Origin of the sequence: Shewanella sp. BF02_Schw, assembly GCF_014596695.2 — a bacterium.
Lineage (GTDB): Bacteria > Pseudomonadota > Gammaproteobacteria > Enterobacterales > Shewanellaceae > Shewanella.
The window spans coordinates 1522838-1545094 of record NZ_JABKAW020000001.1 but is presented as its reverse complement, the minus strand read 5'-3'; the positions used below and the strand labels follow the sequence as shown (position 1 = coordinate 1545094).

20 protein-coding genes are annotated in these 22257 nt (G+C 41.5%); 10 read left to right on the top strand and 10 right to left on the bottom strand.

Going from position 1 to position 22257, the window contains the following annotated elements:
• Positions 1 to 431: 431 nt before the first annotated feature.
• The 9 genes from HNW13_RS06840 (at position 432) to HNW13_RS06800 (ending at position 10677) form a co-directional block, all read left to right on the top strand.
• Positions 432 to 2882, top strand: a complete 2451-nt coding sequence (locus HNW13_RS06840; protein ID WP_192114932.1) for a TonB-dependent receptor — start codon at positions 432 to 434, stop codon at positions 2880 to 2882.
• Positions 2883 to 3023: 141 nt separating this feature from the next.
• The gene (locus tag HNW13_RS06835) at positions 3024 to 3686 is read left to right on the top strand and encodes a nitroreductase (protein WP_192114933.1); all 663 of its coding nucleotides are present in this window, start codon (positions 3024 to 3026) and stop codon (positions 3684 to 3686) included.
• Between the two features lie 25 nt (positions 3687 to 3711).
• Positions 3712 to 4716: an alpha/beta hydrolase gene (locus HNW13_RS06830; protein WP_243756180.1), complete on the top strand. Its 1005-nt coding sequence runs from the start codon at positions 3712 to 3714 to the stop codon at positions 4714 to 4716.
• Positions 4717 to 4841: 125 nt separating this feature from the next.
• On the top strand, positions 4842 to 6053 hold the full coding sequence (locus HNW13_RS06825) for a DUF2855 family protein (protein ID WP_192114935.1): 1212 nt from the start codon (positions 4842 to 4844) through the stop codon (positions 6051 to 6053).
• An 85-nt stretch (positions 6054 to 6138) separates the two neighbouring features.
• Positions 6139 to 7050, top strand: a complete 912-nt coding sequence (locus HNW13_RS06820; RefSeq protein ID WP_192114936.1) for a bile acid:sodium symporter family protein — start codon at positions 6139 to 6141, stop codon at positions 7048 to 7050.
• A 35-nt stretch (positions 7051 to 7085) separates the two neighbouring features.
• Entirely contained in the window at positions 7086 to 7778 is a 693-nt protein-coding gene (locus tag HNW13_RS06815; protein ID WP_192114937.1) for a crotonase/enoyl-CoA hydratase family protein, read from the top strand.
• A gap of 10 nt (positions 7779 to 7788) precedes the next feature.
• Positions 7789 to 8643 (top strand): crotonase/enoyl-CoA hydratase family protein, encoded by an 855-nt coding sequence (locus tag HNW13_RS06810; RefSeq protein WP_192114938.1) that lies wholly within the window; start codon positions 7789 to 7791, stop codon positions 8641 to 8643.
• 90 nt (positions 8644 to 8733) lie between these two features.
• Positions 8734 to 9519, top strand: a complete 786-nt coding sequence (locus HNW13_RS06805) for an alpha/beta hydrolase (RefSeq protein ID WP_192114939.1) — start codon at positions 8734 to 8736, stop codon at positions 9517 to 9519.
• A gap of 57 nt (positions 9520 to 9576) precedes the next feature.
• Complete coding sequence (locus HNW13_RS06800; protein WP_243756179.1) at positions 9577 to 10677, top strand: PQQ-dependent sugar dehydrogenase; 1101 nt, start codon at positions 9577 to 9579, stop codon at positions 10675 to 10677.
• A 1335-nt stretch (positions 10678 to 12012) separates the two neighbouring features.
• Here the strand turns inward: HNW13_RS06800 and HNW13_RS06795 are convergent.
• From HNW13_RS06795 to HNW13_RS06775, 5 genes are all read right to left on the bottom strand, one after another.
• Entirely contained in the window at positions 12013 to 12417 is a 405-nt protein-coding gene (locus HNW13_RS06795; RefSeq protein WP_162024341.1) for a DUF4279 domain-containing protein, read from the bottom strand.
• Between the two features lie 101 nt (positions 12418 to 12518).
• The gene (locus HNW13_RS06790) at positions 12519 to 13088 is read right to left on the bottom strand and encodes a hypothetical protein (protein WP_192114940.1); all 570 of its coding nucleotides are present in this window, start codon (positions 13086 to 13088) and stop codon (positions 12519 to 12521) included.
• A gap of 90 nt (positions 13089 to 13178) precedes the next feature.
• Complete coding sequence (locus HNW13_RS06785; protein WP_243756178.1) at positions 13179 to 13478, bottom strand: hypothetical protein; 300 nt, start codon at positions 13476 to 13478, stop codon at positions 13179 to 13181.
• Positions 13479 to 13601: 123 nt separating this feature from the next.
• Positions 13602 to 13934, bottom strand: a complete 333-nt coding sequence (locus tag HNW13_RS06780) for a hypothetical protein (RefSeq protein WP_162023151.1) — start codon at positions 13932 to 13934, stop codon at positions 13602 to 13604.
• Positions 13935 to 14057: 123 nt separating this feature from the next.
• A complete protein-coding gene (locus tag HNW13_RS06775) occupies positions 14058 to 14462 on the bottom strand; it encodes a hypothetical protein (RefSeq protein WP_162023152.1) in 405 nt (134 codons plus the stop codon).
• Positions 14463 to 15070: 608 nt separating this feature from the next.
• Here HNW13_RS06775 and HNW13_RS06770 point away from each other — a divergent pair.
• On the top strand, positions 15071 to 15409 hold the full coding sequence (locus HNW13_RS06770; protein ID WP_192114942.1) for a cytosolic protein: 339 nt from the start codon (positions 15071 to 15073) through the stop codon (positions 15407 to 15409).
• A gap of 678 nt (positions 15410 to 16087) precedes the next feature.
• Here the strand turns inward: HNW13_RS06770 and HNW13_RS06765 are convergent.
• From HNW13_RS06765 to HNW13_RS06745, 5 genes are all read right to left on the bottom strand, one after another.
• The gene (locus tag HNW13_RS06765) at positions 16088 to 16858 is read right to left on the bottom strand and encodes an SGNH/GDSL hydrolase family protein (protein WP_243756177.1); all 771 of its coding nucleotides are present in this window, start codon (positions 16856 to 16858) and stop codon (positions 16088 to 16090) included.
• Positions 16859 to 16960: 102 nt separating this feature from the next.
• Complete coding sequence (locus HNW13_RS06760; RefSeq protein ID WP_192114944.1) at positions 16961 to 17869, bottom strand: haloalkane dehalogenase; 909 nt, start codon at positions 17867 to 17869, stop codon at positions 16961 to 16963.
• A gap of 142 nt (positions 17870 to 18011) precedes the next feature.
• Entirely contained in the window at positions 18012 to 19184 is a 1173-nt protein-coding gene (locus HNW13_RS06755; RefSeq protein ID WP_101087185.1) for a VWA domain-containing protein, read from the bottom strand.
• 6 nt (positions 19185 to 19190) lie between these two features.
• Positions 19191 to 20024 (bottom strand): MoxR family ATPase, encoded by an 834-nt coding sequence (locus HNW13_RS06750; RefSeq protein WP_101087184.1) that lies wholly within the window; start codon positions 20022 to 20024, stop codon positions 19191 to 19193.
• Between the two features lie 74 nt (positions 20025 to 20098).
• Positions 20099 to 22213: a molybdopterin-dependent oxidoreductase gene (locus tag HNW13_RS06745; protein ID WP_192114945.1), complete on the bottom strand. Its 2115-nt coding sequence runs from the start codon at positions 22211 to 22213 to the stop codon at positions 20099 to 20101.
• Positions 22214 to 22257 lie beyond the last annotated feature (44 nt).

Here is a 22257-nt window from a genome sequence, read left to right as displayed (position 1 = left end):
TTGAATTATAGTTTGTCGGTATTGTTAGACTTTCAGCAACAACTTCGCAACAAAACCGCCTCAGCCCTCGACGATTATTCATCCTACGCATAACTAAAAACACTCAGACGGTGAAATTTCTCAGTGCATTATTCGTTATATGAATAGTTGCTTATCAAAATAATTGATTTGTTTAATTATAAAACACCCCCTAGCATGATTTGGCGGTTAATTGTTCACTAAAGTGGTAATGACGTATTTTCAGGATAAATTTTCAACATAGAAAATTAAGCTGATTGATCCCCCCTTGATGTTATTGAATAACGCTAATTTTACAACGCTATATATTTACAGGTTACAAATAAGAACGCTTAAGCGTCATACATATCTTTTGTAAATCAATGTATTGGCAAGCTTGTTTAATAACGATTAGTCATCGTCTGGGGAAATAAATGAATAATAATAAATCAACATATTTTAAGCATTCTTTACTCGCATTTGCGATTATGGGAGTAATGAGCTCAGCTGCAAATGCTGAAGATGAAAAACCAAAAGCACAAAAAAGTGCAGACGATATAGAAAGAATCGTCGTAACGGCATCTAAACGTGCCAAAGGATTACAGGAATCTCCTGTGGCCATTACGGTAGTGAGTAGCAAAGCAATAGAGCAAGCTAAAGTAATGGACATAACAGACTTACAAACTCTGGTACCAACTCTACGCGTCACCCCACTACAACGTTCAACTAACACCAACTTCTCAATTCGTGGCTTTGGTAATGGCACCAACAATACGGGTATTGAACCTTCTGTTGGGGTATTTATTGATGGTGTGTATCGCTCTCGTGCGGCATCTCAAATAGGTGACTTACCAAGACTGCAGCAAATTGAAGTGCTAAGTGGACCACAAAGTACCTTGTTTGGTAAAAATGCTTCCGCTGGGGTCATTAGCGTCACCACGCGAGAACCCGCTTATTATCAAGAAGGTAAAATTGAAGTTGGCGTAGGTAATTTCAACCAAAAAGAAATTAAAGGTTATTACACCAATGGCATAACCGATAATTTAGCATTCAGTGTTTCTGGTGGATTGAACAAACGAGATGGTTACACTGAAAGTGTGGTGGGATTAGACGATATTAACGACCGTGACCGTTGGAATATTCGAGGTCAGGCACTGTACGAACCAACTGAAGACGTAAAACTTCGATTAATTGCTGACTATAGTAAAATTGAAGAAGCATGCTGTACCGTAGAGAATTCAATTAATGGCCCTACTACTGGCGCTGTGCGTGCGCTCGGGGGCATGGACCTTGATGAAACAGATTCATTTGCTTATCAATCTACTCTTAATTCCAATCCCGATAACAACGTCAAAGATGGTGGAGTATCACTGCAGCTAGATGTTGATTTTGATGGTTATTCATTTACCTCAATCAGTGCACTTCGTACCAACGATTCTGATTTTATGAATGATGTCGATTACACTTCTCTCGATATTTTGAACGAAGGCGGCTACACCGATATCGAAACAATTACCCAAGAGTTTCGCTTAACCTCTACCGGTGAACGTCAGCTCGAATGGATGTTTGGCGCATTCATTTTTCATGAAGAAGTGACCACTGGCGATACCTTGTATTATGGTAACGACATTAGAAATTACTTTGATGTGTTGATGGCGGCTGGTGGTGCTCCGGGTTTATTAGCGGGTGTTGAAGGAGTATATGGCTTGGATCCCGGCACATTTTTCTCAGGTGACTCGGCAGTAAGTTCTGAGTTTGAACAAGAAAATGATGCTTACTCGATATTTGCCAGTTTTGATTACCATATCAGCGACGATTTTACCGCCATATTTGGCGTGAGTTACACCAATGACCAAAAAGAAATCAACATCACTCAACAACATTCCGATGTCCTTTCTGCACTCGATTTAGACACAGTGCCAACATTGTATGGCGTGCCTATTGGCAGTATTCCTCAGTTGGCACCTGCGGTACCAGTGATTAAAAGTTTGCAGTTTTTACCCCCTATGCTGGGGTTGGCAAATGCTGTTGAAAACAATCAATCAGATGATAGTAAAACCACGTGGTCACTACGCTTAGCTTACGAAATTAATGACAATGTCAATATATTCGCTACAGCAGCAACAGGTTTTAAAGCAACGTCTTGGAACTTATCGCGTTATTCAAGCCCTTTCGCAGCGGATCAATCTGCATTAGAAACGGCAGGCTTAGCACTTCCCAATCAGGTTTATGGCGGCCGTTATGCCTCACCTGAAGAAGCAATGGTGTACGAGCTGGGCATTAAGACTCAATTCGAACACGGATCATTTAGCGCAACCATATTTGATCAAACCATTGAAGGGTTTCAGTCATCTATTTTCATTGGCACAGGTTATGTACTGGCCAATGCGGGTAAACAAAGTACCCAAGGTATTGAGTTTGACTCTAATTATAACCTCACTGAAGATTGGTCATTTACCTTAGCGGGTACCTTCCTCGACCCTGTTTACGACTCGTTTGTTGGTGCATCAGGTTTAAACGGACCGGTTGATTTATCTGGCGAGAAACCGGCTGGTATTCATGAAGTTAGTATCACTGCCGGTATTGTGTATAACTTTGAAGTATTTAATGGTGCCGATGGCTATGTTCGTACCGATTACCTTTTCGAAAGTGATACTAAGCTGGCTGAAAACACCCCTGAATCATTATCTCGCGAGGTAAACACCTTCAACGCAAGTACGGGACTGGCATTTGATAATGGCGTCAGTTTACAGCTTTGGGTGCGTAACTTAACCAATGATGAATATCTGTTGTCGGCATTCCCACCTCCAATTCAAGCGGGCAGTTTTAATGGTTATCCAAATCAACCACGTACCTTTGGAGCCAATATTTCGTACCAATTTTAACTAGCTAAACAGTCTGCAGTGACGGTAATAGCGCTTTACTGCCACTGTAGGATTTTTTATTAACATCAAGATTAAGCAACTGATTTATATCGCCAATAACGCTATAAACTCACTATCAATAAAACAATAAGAGTGTCCTATATGTCTATAGAATCAATATTAAAAAACCGTTACTCAGCACGCGCCTTTCTCGACAAACCGGTTGCCAAGGAAACCTTGGATTTGATTTTTGCCCATGCACAGCTTTCTCCTTCCAATTGTAATGTGCAGCCATGGCAAACTTGTGTGGTTTCGGGTCAGACAAAAGACACATTGAAACAAAAGTTTATGGAAACACTCATGAGCGGCGCCTCGCCAAATCCTGACTTTAATTGGCTACCGCAATATCAAGGTATTCATCGTGATCGTCAATTTGGCTCAGCGAATGCGTTGTATAGTGCAATCGGTGTAGCACGAGAAGACAAAAAAGCCCGTCAAATGGCGATGGTACGTAACTGGCAGTTCTTTGATGCGCCACATGCGGTGTTTTTCACTATGGATAAATACTTAGACATTATGGGCGCTGTTGATTTAGGTATATATGCTCAAACACTGTCATTGATTATGGCAGATCACGGCATATCAAATTGCATGCAAGGTGCATTAGGGCAATTCCCCGACCCAGTAAGAGAAATATTAAACCTCCCTGCCGAGCGCGGTATTTTATTTGGGATGTCTTTTGGTTACGCCGATGACAGTGCAGCGGTAAACAATACCCGTACCGATCGTGAATCCATTGAAAACGCTGTGGCATATTTCGATTAACCAGTCATGACTAATGAGATTGAATATGAAACTAGAGCATAAAAATATTTTAGTGGATAACGTCAATATTCATTATGTTGAATCAGGGCAATCTACCGAAGCAAATAACGTATTTGCTGTAGCTGACATCACTGCACTCAAACCGACAATAATATTTTTGCATGGATTTCCTGAATATTGGGGTACATGGTCAGCTCAACTGAGTTTTTTCTCACCACATTATCGTGTTATCGCACCCGATTTGCCGGGATATAATCTAAGCGATAAACCAGACGATGTTAGTTTTTATGCGGTACCCAATCTTATCGGCTTTATGGCCAAGTTTATTGCTGCAATTAGCCCTACTCAGCCTGTTATTTTAGTCGCCCATGATTGGGGCGGCGCTATTGCTTGGCCATTAGCAGCGTTTCATGCTCAGTTAATCAGTAAGCTGATAATTGTTAATGCGGCTCACCCAAGTACCTTCACTCGAGAAATGATTAACAATCCACTACAACGCAAAAAAAGTGCTTATATACATCAATTAATCAGCGAATTGGGGGAGTCATTATTAACGCAAGATGATTATCGCTATTTAAGCGAAGACATCATGGTTAGTACCAACCCAAGCGTGTTTACCGCCGCTGTAAAAGCGCAATATAAACAAGTTTGGAGCCAAGCAGGCGCAATTAATGGCATGTTGCAATATTATCGCGCTATGCCCCAACTGGCAGAAAATGACACAGATAATCAACGTTGTAATTCAACAACGGCATCATCCCTAGACACAACATCGACTCAAAATGACACAACTAAATCGAGTCCCGTTAAACAAGCATCGCAGCTTAAAGTACCCAATATACGGATCAATGTTCCCACATTGATTTTATGGGGCGAACAAGACCTTGCCTTCGTTAATGAGAATCTCGATAACATTCATCACTATGTGCCTAACTGCACCATAAAGCGTTTTCAAGACACCAGTCATTGGCTACAACATGAAAGGCCAGACGAAGTGAATGTCGCCATTAATAATTTTATAAACGATTAATATTAATTTAAATACATTTGAAAACAAAAAGTTAATTGCATCCTTAGTTAAAGGCTTGTTGTAAAACAAACTCAATATAGTGCGCTAAATAACAAACGAAATAATAATAACGATAAAGGGATTTTATGACGATATTAACATCACAAGCTCAGCCGACACTTGTATTTGAAGTGGCTAAAAATGACTTGTCACAAACACGTGTTGTTGAGCTGAATATTGAGCAGCCATTGGCTGACAATGAAGTATTGCTTAAGGTGAGTAAGTTCGCGTTAACCGCAAATAACATCAGCTATGGCATCACTGGGGATGCATTAGGTTATTGGCAATTCTTTCCTGTTAACAATGTCCCTTCAGATACAGCTTCAAATTCGATTACGTCTACGTCTACAACGAATACTGCTCAACAAACTCAATGGGGACGATTACCTGTCATGGGGTTTGCCGATGTGGTGTCGTCAAATAACAAAGATATCAACGTCGGTGAACGAGTGTGGGGATTTATGCCAATGGCGACCCATCTCAAAATCATTGCTGGTAAAGTTAACCCAAGCGGGTTTTCAGATATCAATCCATGCAGAGAAGGCTTATCTCCGGTTTATGCGCGCTTTGATCGGGTTAGCACCAATCCTTTTTATCAGCTAAAAAATGAAGACTACGACATCTTATTACGCGGACTGTTCACCACATCTTGGTTAGTGGATGACTTTATGTTCGACAATAATTATTTCGATGCCACGCAATATCTGATTACCAGTGCATCCAGTAAAACCAGTATCGCCCTCGCCTTTGCCATCAAGCAAAGAGGCCAACGTAGCACGGTTGGCATTACCTCAATGGCCAATCTCAGTTTTGTTGAATCATTAGGTTGTTACGATCACGTTATTAGCTATAACGACATCACCACCCTAGATGCCAATGTGGCATCCATCTTAGTAGACATGGCCGGAGGTAAAAAAACCTTAGCCGCCATTCATCATCACTTTACCCAACAACTGCGTTATTCATGCCGGATCGGTGCAACCCACCATGGTGATATCGACATAACAGACACACAAAGTGACAGCCTGTTACCTGGTGCACCTCCAACATTCTTCTTTGCGCCAACACAATTGAAAAAACGCAGTCTTGAATGGGGGGTTGGCGAAACCATGAAACAAATGAATCAATCGTTACTCCATTATATAGACTTTTGTAGATCCATTATCACCATTTCCCACACCCATGATCTTCACCACGTTAATGATATTTACCAACAGGTTTTAGCCGGAACAGCTGATGCATCTGTTGGACAAATCATATCGTTAGACCCAAATACACTCCAACCAAGTAAGCAATAGGCAAACTCTCAATCAACAAGCTCGTGTTTAAAAATAAAAATGGACGTTATCGGCCCAATAAAGGTCATATCTGAATGAGGTTATTATGGAAGATATTGAATTAGTGACATTTGTTAATTCGCAAGTTATCCCAGTGTGCATCTTTTTAATTATGATGGGCATGGGGCTATCTTTAGTGACAGACGATTTTAAACGCGTGCTTAAATACCCTAAAGCAGTGGCAATTGGATTAACTAACCAGCTACTTTTGTTACCTATTATTGGCTTTGCATTAGCCAATATCATGCCATTAGAACCAGAATACGCAGTAGGAGTCATGTTACTGGTACTGTGTCCAGGTGGCACAACATCCAATATGTTTTCTCATTTAGCGAAAGGTGATGTGGCACTGTCGGTCACCATGACGGCGGTGGCCAGTTTAATCACAGTGTTTACTATTCCCGTGGTGCTTAATTACTCATTAATTCACTTCATGGGGCAAGGCAATGAATTCCAGTTACCAATACTGGCAACCATGTTCAGCTTAATGAAGCTGACCATTGTGCCTATTTTGCTGGGCATGTTGATCAGACGTTACGCTCCCAAAATTGCTGAAAGTACTCAAGTCCATGTATCACGCTTTGGCATATTGTTTTTGACGTTGTTAATTATATTTTTAACGTATATTCAGCAAGATATTGTTATCCCTGCACTTATCGCCGCAGGACCGGTATCGATTATTCTTAATATTTCAACCATGCTACTTGGATATTATTCAAGTAAATGGTTTGGATTAAATCTTGCTCAAAGAACGTCCATTACCATTGAAGTCGGCTTACAAAACAGTACCTTATCCATGTTTATGGCGTTAACATTATTGGCTAATTACAAGATGTCATTCACGCCGGCGATTTACACTCTCACAATGCTCTTTACCGCAGGGATTCTAGCGGGTATGTTAAATTCCAAGTATTTTAAATCGAAAAATAATGGCGAAGTGATTGCCGATAACGCCTAGACGAAAACTAATCATTAAAATAACAAAGGTAAACAATGGAACTGATCACCGTAGTAATTGAAAACAATGTGCATGTTATTACCCTTAGCAATGGCAAAGTTAACGCAATATCGCCTGAAGTCATCGCCCAAATCAACAGTGCATTGGACCATGCAGAGCAGCAAAATGCAGTGGTAATAATAACTGGCCAACCCGGAATTCTATCTGGCGGCTATGACCTTAAAACCATGAAGCAAAGCGCTGAAGCGGCAATTGCTTTGGTCTCTGCAGGCTCAACGTTAGCCCGCAGAATGCTCGCATTCCCAACGCCTATTATCGGTGCCTGTTCAGGCCATGCAATCGCCAAAGGCGCATTTTTACTACTCAGCTGCGACTACCGTATTGGCAGCGCAGGTCCGTTTAAAATTGGCCTTAACGAAGTGGCTATTGGCATGACTATGCATCAGGCAGGCATTGAAATCGCGCGTAATCGTATTCCGCAAAATTATCTGTCGCGCGCGGTAATCAATGCTGAGTTATTTACACCAGAACAAGCAGTAATGGCAGGTTTTCTCGATCAAGTGGTTGAGCCAGAACAACTCATGGACACTGCACATACCGTGGCTAAACACATGCAAACGCTGAATATGGCTGCGCATTTAGGCACAAAATTGAAAGAGCGTAAGACTATTCTCGCCTCATTGGATGCAGCCATCGAGCAAGATAAGCAAATTTCATTGAAATTATAAGGATATAAATATGATATCGCAAAAGACCTATCAAACGCTCACTGTCAACATTACCGATAAAGTGGCTCACATTATCCTTAATCGTCCTGATGCGTTAAATTCAATGAACGTCGACTTTTGGCATGAATTTCCAAGCGTAATACACGATATCAATAATCAATCGGCGGCTCGCGCCATTGTCATTTCTTCAACTGGCAAGCATTTTAGTGCCGGTATGGACTTAGCCGTATTCAGTGCGAGTAACCGCGACGAGAATATCGAATTAGGCCGTAAACACGACCAATTACGCCGCTTGGTGCTCAAGCTACAAGATTGCTTTAACGTGCTTGAGACGGCACGTATGCCTGTACTCATGGCCATTCAAGGTGGCTGTATTGGTGGTGCTGTAGATATGGTCACCGCGGCAGATTGCCGTTATTGCACCAGCGACGCTTTTTTTAGCATCGAAGAAACCAAACTCGGCATGACTGCCGACGTGGGTACGTTACAGCGTTTACCTAAATTGATTTCAATCGGATTAGTTAAAGAGTTAGCCTACACGGGCCGAAGAATGCCTGCAGCAGAAGCCAAAGCAGCCGGATTAGTCAATCATGTATATGAAGACCAAGCATCAATGCTAACTGCTGTATTAGGCATTGCTGCAGACATTGCCGCCCGCTCGCCTTTAGCCGTTACCGGTTGCAAAGAGATGATCAACTATGCACGTGACCACAGTGTCGCCGACAGTTTACATTACATGTCGGTATGGCAAAGCGGCATGTTCCAACCCCAAAACGACATGATGGAAATCTTCAAAGCAAAAGCGCAAAACCGTGAACCAGAATTTGAAGAGTTAACTCAAATTGATCCTTTAAAAATATTCTAAGCATTGGGCATCATTGCACTATTTGCTATAGACCAAAATTATGAGTGAAATAATTTAATCACAAATAGTGCTAACCCTTTAGAGTGAACTATGACAAAACCTTTGATAAACCTCGTGCATGCCAATGGCTTCCCCGCTGGCAGCTATAAAACATTTCTACATGAATTTGATAACGACTACCGTACCGTTGCCCACAATCAATTTGGCCATAATGTTCTGTATCCAATACACAATAACTGGCAACACCTTGTTACTGAACTTGTTGAATTTATTAAGAAGCAAGATGAGAAAGTGATTTGCGTGGGGCATTCGTTCGGCGGCGTAATTTCATTTATTGCCGCTTGCCAACATCCTGAGCTTTTTCGGGGTTTGGTGATGTTAGATCCGCCAGTTGTCACCGGTGCGTTCTCGCATTTACTGAGATTTATTAAGCGAACACCTTATATTGATAAGCTTTCTCCTGCAGGAAAAGCCAACACACGCCAAAATAATTGGCCACAAAATACTAACTTAGTTGATTATTTTTCACAGAAAACATTGTTTAAAAACTTTGATTCTCGTTGCTTACAAGACTATGCCACCTCTGCCGTAATACAGCGCAATAAGCGTTTAGAGCTCACTTTCTCACCCGCCGTAGAAGCCGATATCTTTAGGCACTTACCGACTAATTTAATAAAGTATAAAAACAAGTTAACCATACCGGCTAAACTGGTTTACGGTGAAAATACCAATATATTCCCGATTAAACATTTTGTTCGATTTGCAAAGCTGAATGACATTGAGTTAATGACACTCCCCAATGGCGGACACATGTTTCCATTAGAACAACCAGAAAACACCGCCAATATGGTCAAACAGATCATTAAAGACTGGTAATGACCTTAGTACTGGCTCAACAATAGCTAGTAATAAATCTACATAAGAGGCACCAATATGATGAAACCAATTAGTTTATGTTCAACCTTAATCATAGCTATGGGTGTCTCTTATCCATCATTTGCATTACCACTGGATAAGATCCAATTACCAGCAGGGTTTACCATTGATGTGTATGCCGAAAATGTTGAAAATGCGCGCCAGATGGCACTTGGTGACAACGGAACTGTTTTTGTAGGCAGTCGTAAAGCAGGCAATGTTTATGCGCTTATAGACAGTGATAATGATTTTAAAGCCGATAAGAAAATCATTATCGCAACGGATTTGTTTATGCCATCCGGTCTTGCTTACCATAATGGCAGTTTGTATGTCGCTGAAGTCGATAAAATCTGGCGTTATCCTGATATTGAACAATCATTACCCAAGATCCCTAAACCAGAATTGGTGTACGACAAGTTACCTAACAAATCCCATCACGGCTGGAAATTTATCTCTTTTGGCCCAGATGGAAAACTGTACATTCCCGTCGGCGCACCTTGTAATGTGTGTGAAAGTGAGCAGCCCTTTGCCAGTATTTTACAATTAGATCTTGAAACAAAACAAACCACTATCGTCGCTCAAGGTGTACGCAACAGTGTCGGATTTGATTTCCACCCACAAACAGGTGAGTTATGGTTTACCGATAATGGCCGCGACATGATGGGCGATGATTTACCCGATGATGAACTTAATCGTGTGAGCAAAATAGGCCAACACTTTGGTTTTCCTTATATTCACAACACAGATATTGCCGATGCAGATTTTACTAACCCCAAAATCGCCAAACTCAACACGCCTCCGGTATTAGCTTTGGGTCCACATGTTGCTGCATTAGGCATGGAGTTTTATCAAGGTAGTCAATTCCCAGCGGCTTATAAGCAATCAATCTTAATTGCCCAGCACGGCTCGTGGAACCGCACTAACAAAGTGGGTTATCGCATTATGCAGGTGGCACTTGAAGGGAATAAGGTGATTGACTATAAGCCCTTTGCCACAGGTTGGCTTGAAGGTGAACAAAGCTGGGGCCGCCCTGTTGATGTGATGACCCTGGCAGATGGTTCTATCTTGGTATCAGATGACTTTGCCAATGCCGTGTACCGGATTAGTTATACCAAGTAATCAAAGCCATGCGTTATTCATTAACTCTACGACCATGGTAACGTTTGATAATTTTTCAGAGAATGTGTGTCTTTTTTGATAATCAATTTTGTTCATATCAAACTCACTATTGTACAAAACTTGTTAACCCCCCTTCTCGTCGTCGCAACTCTCACGTCATCCCGGTAATGCTTTTGAGCCGGGATCCAGGTGTTTGTTTTGTATTGTACTTATGGTATTTATGGCCTGCGGCCACTAACGTCTTGGCGCGTCGCCCACACCAGACCAAAGGGGTAAAGTGCATTCTTGTTTATGAATCAGCCTTTGCAAACCCTCAGCGTTCCGGCAACATTTTCGCATTTTTACCAAACAACAACAGCGAAAAATTGCGACGGAAATGAATCCAGCTTTTGACTTCATCTGTAACCGTCTTCGGCCCATCTTGTAATAAAGAGTTAAAATTCTATCGCTTCCGATGGGAATCTGATGTGAATGGATTCACGAATGTCGTGATGGCAAGGTCAATGATGTTCCCGACATCATAATGACATTCCCCATATCCATATGGGTCAGATGCCAAAGAACGACCTTTACCGCGAAAGCTAGCCTGACGTCCTGTCAGGCTCACGCATTCTTGTATAAAAAGTCTTCAGCGGCCTCAAGTTCAGAGTTGAGTTCACACCATTTTCAAGTAAGGCTAACGAGTAATTGGACAGGGCTGAGTTCAATAAATAAAGATTCCTGAAAGGATAAGTCGCGCAATAAAGTGAGCTGAATGGCCAACTAGATACTCTTAAAAAGAGAAGCGATCATCACCGTGAATGATGTGAAAAGTGAAGCAATGACTTCTGACCATCATCACTATGCCAAGTGCTATTTAAGCTACATCGACTGCACTTGATTTTACAAAGAATGACACCTTATTGGTGCGCATTAATAAATACAATCAACAAAGTCGTTTACACTCTAAATGAGCCTAAAACTAACTGTGCAAAAAGCACCTCTGACTTGAATAGTGCCATCTTAGGGTTAACCGATAAATGTCTCGGCTTTAGCCTCCTGCGCCGCTCTTACTCCGAAATCCATTTAGTCGTAGTGCCCCTGACATGTCAAAGGAATGAAAAGTGTCAGGCAGCATTCTTTATTTTTAAAGAAATCGCACTAAGAGAGCCTCTATAAGTGTTTGCATGCTGTTGTTGCTAAAAGCACGATGATTTGACAGCTAAATGACAGACGAAGTAGATGAATTTGTTGATTGACCATCTTGGATACTAAAGGTATTTGACTGCAAAAGCAGTCAAATACCTTCCCGTAGCAAAAGGGCTCGCCTATTGACTGGCGGAAGGCTCATATGTGTTATGCAGATTCGTCGTCGAAATACATGTCCCAACTGATGTTAAGACCAAACTGCACTAATTTTCTCATTAAATTAACATCCATTGACGGACCACCTTGTCCTGTTGAATTCCAAAAACAAAATATATCTACTGAGCATTTCAACTTAACCAAGGAATCCATTTGTTCTTGCTTACCGTAAAGTTTATTAAGAATAATGTCTATGTGTTCTTTATTGTCAGTTGAATTAGATAATTCTTTTGTAGAAAAAGCCCAATAATTGAACTCACGTCTATGTCTGTATTTTGAATCTGGCTCAATTCTCCTTATCAATGTCGGACTAATACCAATAACTTCTGTGATCTTATCAGGTGACATTTCAACTGACGATATTCTCAATGTTGCGTAAGTTAAATTACATGCCATAGGTGGATTCGATTTATCTGCATAACGCTTTAAATATGGGGCGCGTGCTGTTTGCGCGTCCCAGCCCAGCTTGCTGGGCGAACATAATTGACTTGTTAGCTTTAAACACACTTAGCAATTGTAGATAAAGCATCTTTCCAACCCGCTCCAGAATCAAAGTTTTCCACCAAACCATCTTTAGTGCTTTGACCAGTAAATGCCCCCATACCATGTTGAATCATATAGGTTGGCTTATAAGCTGGCGCTCCTAATTTTGTTAGGCTTTTACAAATAGCAGTATTGTCAGAATTTATGTTAGTAAGCGCCGCTTGCAATTTATCCAAGACTTCTTGTGGTTGCGCAGCAAATAAATTCATACGCAGCACACTAATCGCTTGATGTGCAGTTATATCGGATACACGTTTAGTGTCAAAAAAGCCATAAGACATACCAGCAAAATATAGCTCGGCAGCATTCGAGTAGTTGTTTTTGGTCAAGCAGGCATTCAGTCCAGTAAATATATCGACTGGGTTCTGCTTATTCGATAACCCGCCTACAGATACACATCCAACAGGATTGGGAGATTCTAAATTCCCAGCCGTCTCATAGTTTGTGACATTACTTGTAGGTGTGGAATTGCAGGCTGACAGTAGCAAAGCTAAGACGGTTGCCAATATTATTTTTCTATCCATGAGCTCGAAGCCCTCCTTTAAAGCTAACGCTTTAAATATGGGCCGCGTGCTGTTTGCGCGTCCCGGCCCAGCTTGCTGGGCGAACATAATTTACTTGTTAGTACGATATGCTGCACCAACGCCTAATGGGTCTATTTCAATCTGAGACGTAAACCTTACGTCTGCTATTTTAACTACACCGTGCTTTACAAACTGGGCTACTATTTCGAAAGCTTCAGAAGCTTTCGAAATAGTGACATTGATTGAACTTTGATATATCACAACGATGTCGGATTGAATGGTATCTTCAAAGAGTTTACTAAACTTCATCTCGTCCAGTTCTTCACTATCATTAAAAACTCGCACCCAATTACCACAAGGCCCTATTCTGCCGTGTGATAGTTTGTGCATGAGTGTGATAATTTCTCGATTCGTCATTTATCGTACTAACGCCTGCATTTACGGCAGTTTTGTAACGAGGAACGAGCGTAAAAACTGTCCAAGCCACGAAGTGGCTGATGCAACATGCACTTGTTACATGTTGGTGAGCGATGAGTCATGCCATACATCCTCATAATCATCAGCTATTAAAAATCTATACCCTGGGGGTAATGCTAAATATTGTTCTATTTCTGGTAAGTATTCTTTTATATGGCTCACGTGTAGCGGTTTGAAAAATTCAGTTTCTTGGCTCATTTCTTCACCGCACCAAATATACCAACCGCACGTTCCATTCTCTGATTTATGACGTAATCCATTAATTGGGAGTTTGCCTAGCGTCTCGATAGCAAGCCCAAGCTTCTCTGCTTCAGAACAAGGTATAAAGTCGGCTTTGTATTTTTCGCATACTTCCTTTTGACTAGCCACGATATTCCTTAAGACATGTAACGCCGCCATAAACGGCTAAGTAATAGTTGGCTAAAATGTGAAGCGAAGCGGAACCGAGCCAACTGTTGCGTGTCCGCCTTTAATGGCCTTGTTATAACTCCACTACGGCAATTCAAAATTTTGCCTATGCCTATTAATTTTCACTAGCTTTCCAGATTCAAATTTTAAGTCTATTGAGTTAAAGAACTCATATTTACCGTCGAGAAGTATATTCCATTTGTCATATTCGTATATTTGAGACTTCGACTTAAGAACAGCAGGAATTGAGAAGTTATCTCCTGCTCTATTACCGTAACGTATATAAATATGGGATTCAGGATATTTAACTCTTAAAGATTGAAAATCGACTATAACTTCTTCCTTGGTACTACCAATCGTAAAACCATATGCGCTGCCTGCAACTATATCTTCGTCGATGTACGTCAACCACCAATAAGCTGATAGCCCGCCAATGAATAAAGTCGGTATCAGAATAATTATTGCTAAGACTTTAAGGCCAAATTTCAACGCAAATCCTTTTGGAGTTATAACAGCTTATTGAAGGGCAAAAAAAATTAAAGTCGCCCTTTTAAGTTATTGATTAATATCATCCTACATTTACTATCTTCTTGATGTAAAGTAGTTTTATTTAACGCCACTGACAAATAAAAGCGAGGTAGCGCGTTAAAAGTGGACTCAATATTCAACAGGAAATAAAAACACATTTATTTCAATGCATTACAAAATATACAAATTGTTTATCGTACTACTTTAGTTTACTTATTAGCCGATTTAACTTAAAAAACACTAAAAAACCATTACAACTGTTTTTGTATACAGTACACACAACATAAAGGTGGGAAATATGGCTTACACAGGATACTTATCCGATATTTATAAGCCAGATACTGATGAAGTGTTAAGCAGTACGATCCCCATCGAAAATTATGGACTTTTTAGTATTTTTCGTCTGGGATGATGTGGCCACAAGTTCATATTTTAAACAAACTTTGGGGCAAAGACGTGTTTCAAGGTGGCCTAGTGAATGACCGTAAATTGCACAGAATTACTAAATCTCTACTATGTTCTGCCCTGATAATGTTAAAATCTCCGTATCAGAATTACCGAGAAACTCAATGTTTATCCATCATGTTAACGGCATCGACTGGCTAGTTATCACAGGTTTTGAAGAACTGAAAACGATGTTTATCGAAGAAGCAGGTACGATACCCTCTTGCTTCTCTACCGCCAGCGAATTGAACCTGGTTGATCAGGCAAAGCGAACTTATAGATATTTGCCTACTCTCAGCGGCGTAATCACCGATATCGGTACATATCAAAGACAGGGTAACGAAGAAGATTTGGACCCACAGCTTGCCTGCTTAGTTGAGGGGCATGGTCGGGTATTTATCTATCACGGCGGCTTTGTAGCTTTTGTGGATGACGAGCAAACCTTTATTACCCGAATAGACTGAAAATTATTCAGTAAGTTGAAATTGACGAATTGGCATCCCTAGCAAGGAATGTGGCATAAATTAGTCAGACGGCCATAATTTAAAATGGACGGGTTTAACTATGAACTTGAGGACGTTGAAGACTCTTTATACAAGAATGCGTGATGCTCACATGGCCTTTCTCGCACATCTGACCGATAAGGATATTGGAAATGTCATTAGGATGTAGGGAACATCATTGACCATGTGCTACAAGGCATTCAGGCATCCTGCCTATCAGATGTGAGCTTAGCTTTCGCGGTACAGGTCGTTCTTTGGCATCTGACCCATATGGATATGGGGAATGTCATTATGATGTCGGGAACATCATTGACCTTGCCATCACGACATTCGTGAATCCATTCACATCAGATTCCCATCGGAAGCGTTAGCATTTTCACTCCTTATTACAGATGGACCAAAGCAGTCTACAAACGAAGTTCAAAGCTAGATAAATCCCATGGCGATCTTTTCGCAGCTGTTGTTTTGTAAATAGAGAAAATGTTGCGGTGCGGCTGGGCCAATTCTTTTATAAAGAGTAAAAAGGGAACAGCCGTTGGTTTCCTCTTGGTCTGGTGTGGGTGAAGCGCCACGACGTTAGTGGCCGCAGGCCATATATCCGACTCATAATAGGCAGCAACACATGAGAAAATACCTATTTTATTCAATACCGTCAGATTTAATACCACCAACTATTTGCTCTACCACTAACTTTGCCCATGCATTATAAATCGGTGCACCTGGGTGAAACCCATCGGTAGCCATCACTTGGCGCATAAACTCCAGCATAGTGATATCAGGTTGTGGGTTTTCTAATGGTAATTTAATTAATCTGAAACTTGTGGATTGGTCGACTTGTTGATTTAATTTAATAAGTAATTGCTGTAATTGGCGATTAAATTGATTTGCTCGCTGGCCTAAACTCCAACGAAGTGGATGTGGCAATGCAGGAAATAGCCCCAAAGGCGGTAACGCTGTGACCAATATCAATTTGGGCCTGTATCGCTTTGTAATCAGTTCAAATAACGTTTTTTGTTGCCGCAACCACTTCTCGCAACTGATTGATGAGGTAATGTCGTTCACCCCTAACGATGTCACGATGACATCATAATGCGTTTGCCCGAGTATGGGATGTGCGTTATCAATCTGCTGTTGTAAGGCTTGTAAGGTGGTATATGTAGTCGAGCCTGTTTTAGCAAATAAGCCATAACTAAACTCAAGTTGAGGACTTAATTGCTCAATAACCTGCCCTAACAAAGCATGCTGTTGAAATGCCACTCCAACGCCAGCCGCCGCTGAGTCACCTAAAATAAGCAAACTCAACGCAGGATTGGGCCCAGTTTGCCCGACACGCTCGCCCTCGGGTTCCGGTAATCTTGGCGTAGTGCGGCGAACCTTAAGCCCCTGAAACACCAACAACGGGGCTAACATGAGTGACACTCCTTGATACAGCATGGTTATCCTTTATTCACTATTAAACGAATCCTAATATTGTCACTCAGCACGGCTTAATCATTAATGCAAAATAGACCCTTAACGATTATCAGCAATAAAGTTGACTACAACGTCGGCTAATATTTCGCCTTTTTCCTCTTGCAAAAAGTGCCCTGCAGCGATGATAGTGGTGTGCTTTTGCCCTTTTGTTCCTGGAATGAGTTTTTGCATCAAGGCATCACCACCCGCAGTAATCGGATCTGAATCGCTAAACGCGGTTAAAAATGGCTTTTGCCATTGGCACAATACTATCCACGCGGCGCGGTTTTTATCTGCAGCAGGATCGTCAGGCGTTATTGGCACTAATAACGGGAATTGACGTGCGCCCTCTTTGTAGCGCTCATCTGGAAACGGCGCATCGTACGCAGCAATAACCTCAGCACGTAAAGTCGATACACAAGCGCTGTTAATTAAGTTGCCCGTTGGGAATATCTCAACGTCTTGTGAGAACTGACGCCATTTTTTAAATGCTTCACCTGGCTCATGGTCACCAGTGGGTAACATAGTGTTGGCACAAACAACCCGTGCAAATCGCTCGCTTTCTTCGGCGGCTAAACGTAAACCGATTAATCCGCCCCAATCCTGACAAACCAAGGTAATGTTAGTGAGATTAAGTTGCAGCATCAGTGATTTAATCCAATCGACATGACGTTGATAAGTATAGTCGTTACGGTTTGTCGGTTTATCTGAGCGACCAAAACCAATAAGATCAGGAGCAATAACACGATGACCGGCTTTAACAAGAATGGGGATCATTTTGCGGTACAAAAAGCCCCAGGTCGGCTCACCATGTAATAACAATATTGGTGCGGCATCCTTAGGGCCTTCATCAAGATAATGGACTCTCAGTTCACCACCCTCAGTGTCATCAACGGTTAAGTAATTCGCAGTAAAATGGTAATCAGGTAAATTGGCGAAACAACTGTCGTCGGTGCGTAAAAAATCCATATTAATTCCCTTCCTTATTGTGTTTTCTATCAATATTGTCTGAGTAATGTAACCTCGCGCTAAATAAGCCACATTGCTGACTGTCACTGAACCTTGAATGTTGACGTCACGGCGTCAGTTTATTGCACGCAACGAACTGACATTAACTCAGATCCTTAATCGCCCGTCCTATTCCATCAACCGTTAACGGATACATTTTATTGTTCAGCAACTGTTGAATAATGGAAATAGAATGATGTATTGGCCAGCGATTTTCCGGTTGTGGATTAAGCCATGCCACTTTATTGAAATGCCCCAGCAATCGATTCATGTATTCAATGCCGGGCTTTTCATTCCAATGTTCAACACTGCCGCCTTTAGCGATAATCTCGTAAGGCCCCATGGTCGCATCACCGACAAAAATGACTTTATAATCGGCACCAAATGTTCTGATGATCTCTTCTAAATTAATCACTTTATCAAAGCGGCGGTTATTATCTTGCCAGAGATTTTCGTACACACAGTTATGAAAATAAAAGAATTTTAAATGCTTAAACTCACTGTGCGCCGCAGAAAAAAGCTCTTCACATGTATGAATATAATCATCCATCGAGCCGCCAATATCGAAAAACATCAACACTTTAACGGCATTGTGACGTTCCGGTTCCATGTGAACATCTAACATTCCGCCGTTCTTGGCGGTTGAACTGATAGTGGTATTAATATCCAGTTTTTCACTGGCCCCAGTGCGGGCAAATTTTCTGAGTTTTTTAAGTGCCAATTTAATATTTCGAGTACCCAGTTCACGGTCTTGGTCGAAGTTTTTAAACTCGCGCTTATCCCACACTTTCACGGCACTGTTATTACGGTTTTTATCTTGGCCGACTCTAATCCCTTCAGGGTTATAGCCATAAGCACCAAACGGAGATGTGCCGCCTGTACCAACCCATTTATTGCCGCCTGCATGACGTTTTTTCTGTTCTTCTAGACGTTCTTTTAACGCCTTCATTAATGCTTCAAGCCCGCCTAAAGATTTAAGCTTGTCTTTTTCTTCTTGAGAAAGGTGCTTTTCAAACTCCTTTCTTAGCCAATCTTCGGGCAAAATTTTATCAAATACATCAATACTTTCGATGCCTTTAAAATACTCAGCAAAGGCGTTATCGTACTTGTCGTAGTGGATTTCATCTTTAACCATGACAATTTTGGCAAGGTTATAAAACTCTTCCACATCGGCAAACACCACCCCAGCTTTTAGTAACGCAATCAAATCTAATAGCTCACGTAAGCTACAAGGCACTTTGTGCTTTTTTAGGATCAGAAAAAAATCAATAAACACGATGCACTACCTGTTTCTGCGGCTCATAAAAGCAAGCTTTTCAATCAATGAAACGTCTTGTTCATTTTTAAGCAATGCACCAAACAAAGGAATGATGTCTGATTGTTTATTTAGCAAAGTGCTTTGAGAAATATCATCCGATATTAATAACTTAAGCCAATCGATCAATTCAGATGTTGAGGGTTTTTTCTTAATACCGTTGACATCTCGTAAATCGAAAAACACCTCTAATGCTTGCTGTAACAAGTCTTGCTTAACATTAGGATGATGCACGTCGATAATTTTTGCCATTTCATCTTTGGTGGGAAATTTAATGTAATGGAAAAAACACCGTCTTAAAAACGCATCTGGTAGCTCTTTTTCGTTGTTAGAGGTAATGATGATAATGGGACGTTGTTTAGCTTTGATAACCTGTTGAGTTTCGTACACATAAAACTCCATTTTATCGAGTTCTTGTAGCAAGTCGTTAGGAAACTCGATGTCCGCTTTATCAATTTCATCAATCAGCAATATCGGTCTTTGTTCTTCTTCAAACGCATGCCATAGCTTACCTTTAACGATATAGTTACCGATGTCGTGTACACGCGCATCACCTAACTGACTGTCACGTAGACGGGACACAGCATCATATTCGTATAAACCTTGTTGCGCCTTGGTGGTCGACTTAATGTGCCATTGATACAGTTTACAATTAAGAGAACGAGCAAGTTCTTCTGCTAACTGGGTTTTACCCGTGCCCGGTTCGCCCTTAATTAATAACGGTTTCTCTAAAGCAATAGCGGCATTTACCGCTAAAGTAAGCTCGTTTGAGGCAATGTAGTTCTGTGTACTTTTAAACATGGTCAACCTTTTCATTTATGTCATTTTGCCGTAGCAAAGTTTTTTCATGTATTTGTTTGGGCATATATCTGGCTTTAAGCCACGTTAATGGCAACCGGCGTGCCATTGAATGCTGCATTTCCTGTTAGCATATCAACTCTAGCGGCATCCGTTAAATCATTAATGCTCACGCCTGGCTGCGCAGAGGCTACTGACATGTTAGTGCCTTGCTGATTGTGGCCCCACCCTTGCGGCATACTCACAACACCTTGTTGAATATCGTCAGTAATAACCACTTCGATTTCAATTTGGCCAACGGCTGAACTGACACACACAATTTGCCCCAGTGTTATCCCGAGTCGTTTAGCATCTTCAGAATGCACTTCTAAAGTGCAAGGGTTTTTACCTTTAGTTAAGCGCTGCGAGTTTTGTGTCCAGGTGTTATGACTTTTCACTAAACGACGACCGATTAAATCAAATGGATAAGCCTTGTCGCGTGCAGTTGGTGTCATCATCGCGTCTAAACGTGGCAAGTCATCAAGATACACTTGTGGGAATAAATTGACCTTACCGTCTGCGGTTTTAATACGTTGTTCAATACAGGGCATTAACGGGCCAAGGTCGATACCATGCGGATTGTCTATTAACTTTTGCAAGCTGATGCCTTGTTCACCATACGGACCATTTTTGAGTTCCATGTCCAGTATCATCTCTGGGGTGACTTTTTGCATTGGGTCATCGGCAGGCAGGTTTAGCATTCTGGCTGAAATCTCTTTTAGAATTTGCCAATCGCTGCGTTGTTCTGGCAGTTTTTCAAATAATGGTGCAGAGTATTTCACCGTGTTTCGCACCGAAAATGAATTAAAGAAAATATCAAAGTGGGAGTTCTCTACTCCTGTAGTGCCCGGTAAAATAATGTCTGCGTATTTGGTAGTTTCATTTAAATAGATATCTACCGACACCATGTATTCAAGCCCAGCAAAGGCTTGTGCCAATTTATGACCACTGGGCGCTGACAATACAGGATTGCCCGCGACGGTAATGAGGCTTTTAATCTGCCCTTCACCCTCGGTTTGTATTTCTTCTGCTAAGGTTGCCACCGGGAATTCGCCATTAAAGAATGGCAATTGACGAACACGAGTGTGATGCTGACCAAATGAGCTTTTATGGCCTCGTTTATGATTACGTAATAAATCAAACGCAGGTTGTGGAAACATGGCCCCACCGGCGCGGTCAAAGTTGCCAGTAATAATATTGAGTACATTGGTGAGCCATAAACATAAGCCACCGAACGTTTGAGTCGAGGCGCCCATGCGGCTATAACAGACCGCAGATTCGGCCGCCGTCATGTCATCTGCAAGCGTGCGAATACTAGCGGCATCAATACCGACAAACTCTGCTAGCGCTTCAGGCGAATAGCCTTTGGCAAGCTTAGCTACATCGTCCAATCCTTCAACCATGTTCTCTAAATGGCGTAAATTGACCTTATCATTGGCAAACACACAGTGAATTAATGCCAGTAATAACAGGGCATCTTTTTCAGGTCGAATAAATAAGTGCTGGTCAGCAATGTTAGCGGTGCGGGTTTTGCGCGGATCGACTACGACAATTTTTCCACCACGCTTTTGAATCGCTTTCATTCGCCCTATCACATTGGGCGCGGTCATCATGCTGCCGTTTGATACCACCGGATTAGCGCCAATGATCAACATAAAGTCAGTTCTATCAATATCAGGAACCGGAATTAACATGCCTGCACCAAACATAAAGTTAGACGCAACATGATGAGGTAATTGATCAGCCGAAGCTGAGCTAAAGCGATTGACCGTACCTAGTGACTTCATAAAAGGTTTAAGCACTAATGCATTGCCTAAGCTGTGGGCGTTAGGATTACCTAAATACACCGCTAAAGCATTGTTGCCATGTTGCTGTTGAATACTTTTAAACTTAGCGGTGATTTCACTAAATGCGTCATCCCAACTAATGGCTTGCCAACCTGAATCGGTACGTTTGATTGGGGTTTTTAAGCGATCTTTGTCGGTATAAAAATCTTCCAGCGCCAATGCTTTAGGGCAGTTGTAACCTTGGCTAAAGGGATCGAGCTGATCGCCTTTGATCGACAAAATTTGTTTGTCTTGATATTTTATTTCCAAGCCACACATGGCTTCACAAATATTGCAATTTCTATAATGGGTTTTTATGTCGCTCATATATATCGCCTGACTTGGAAAATGAATGTAAATGTAACTGAAAC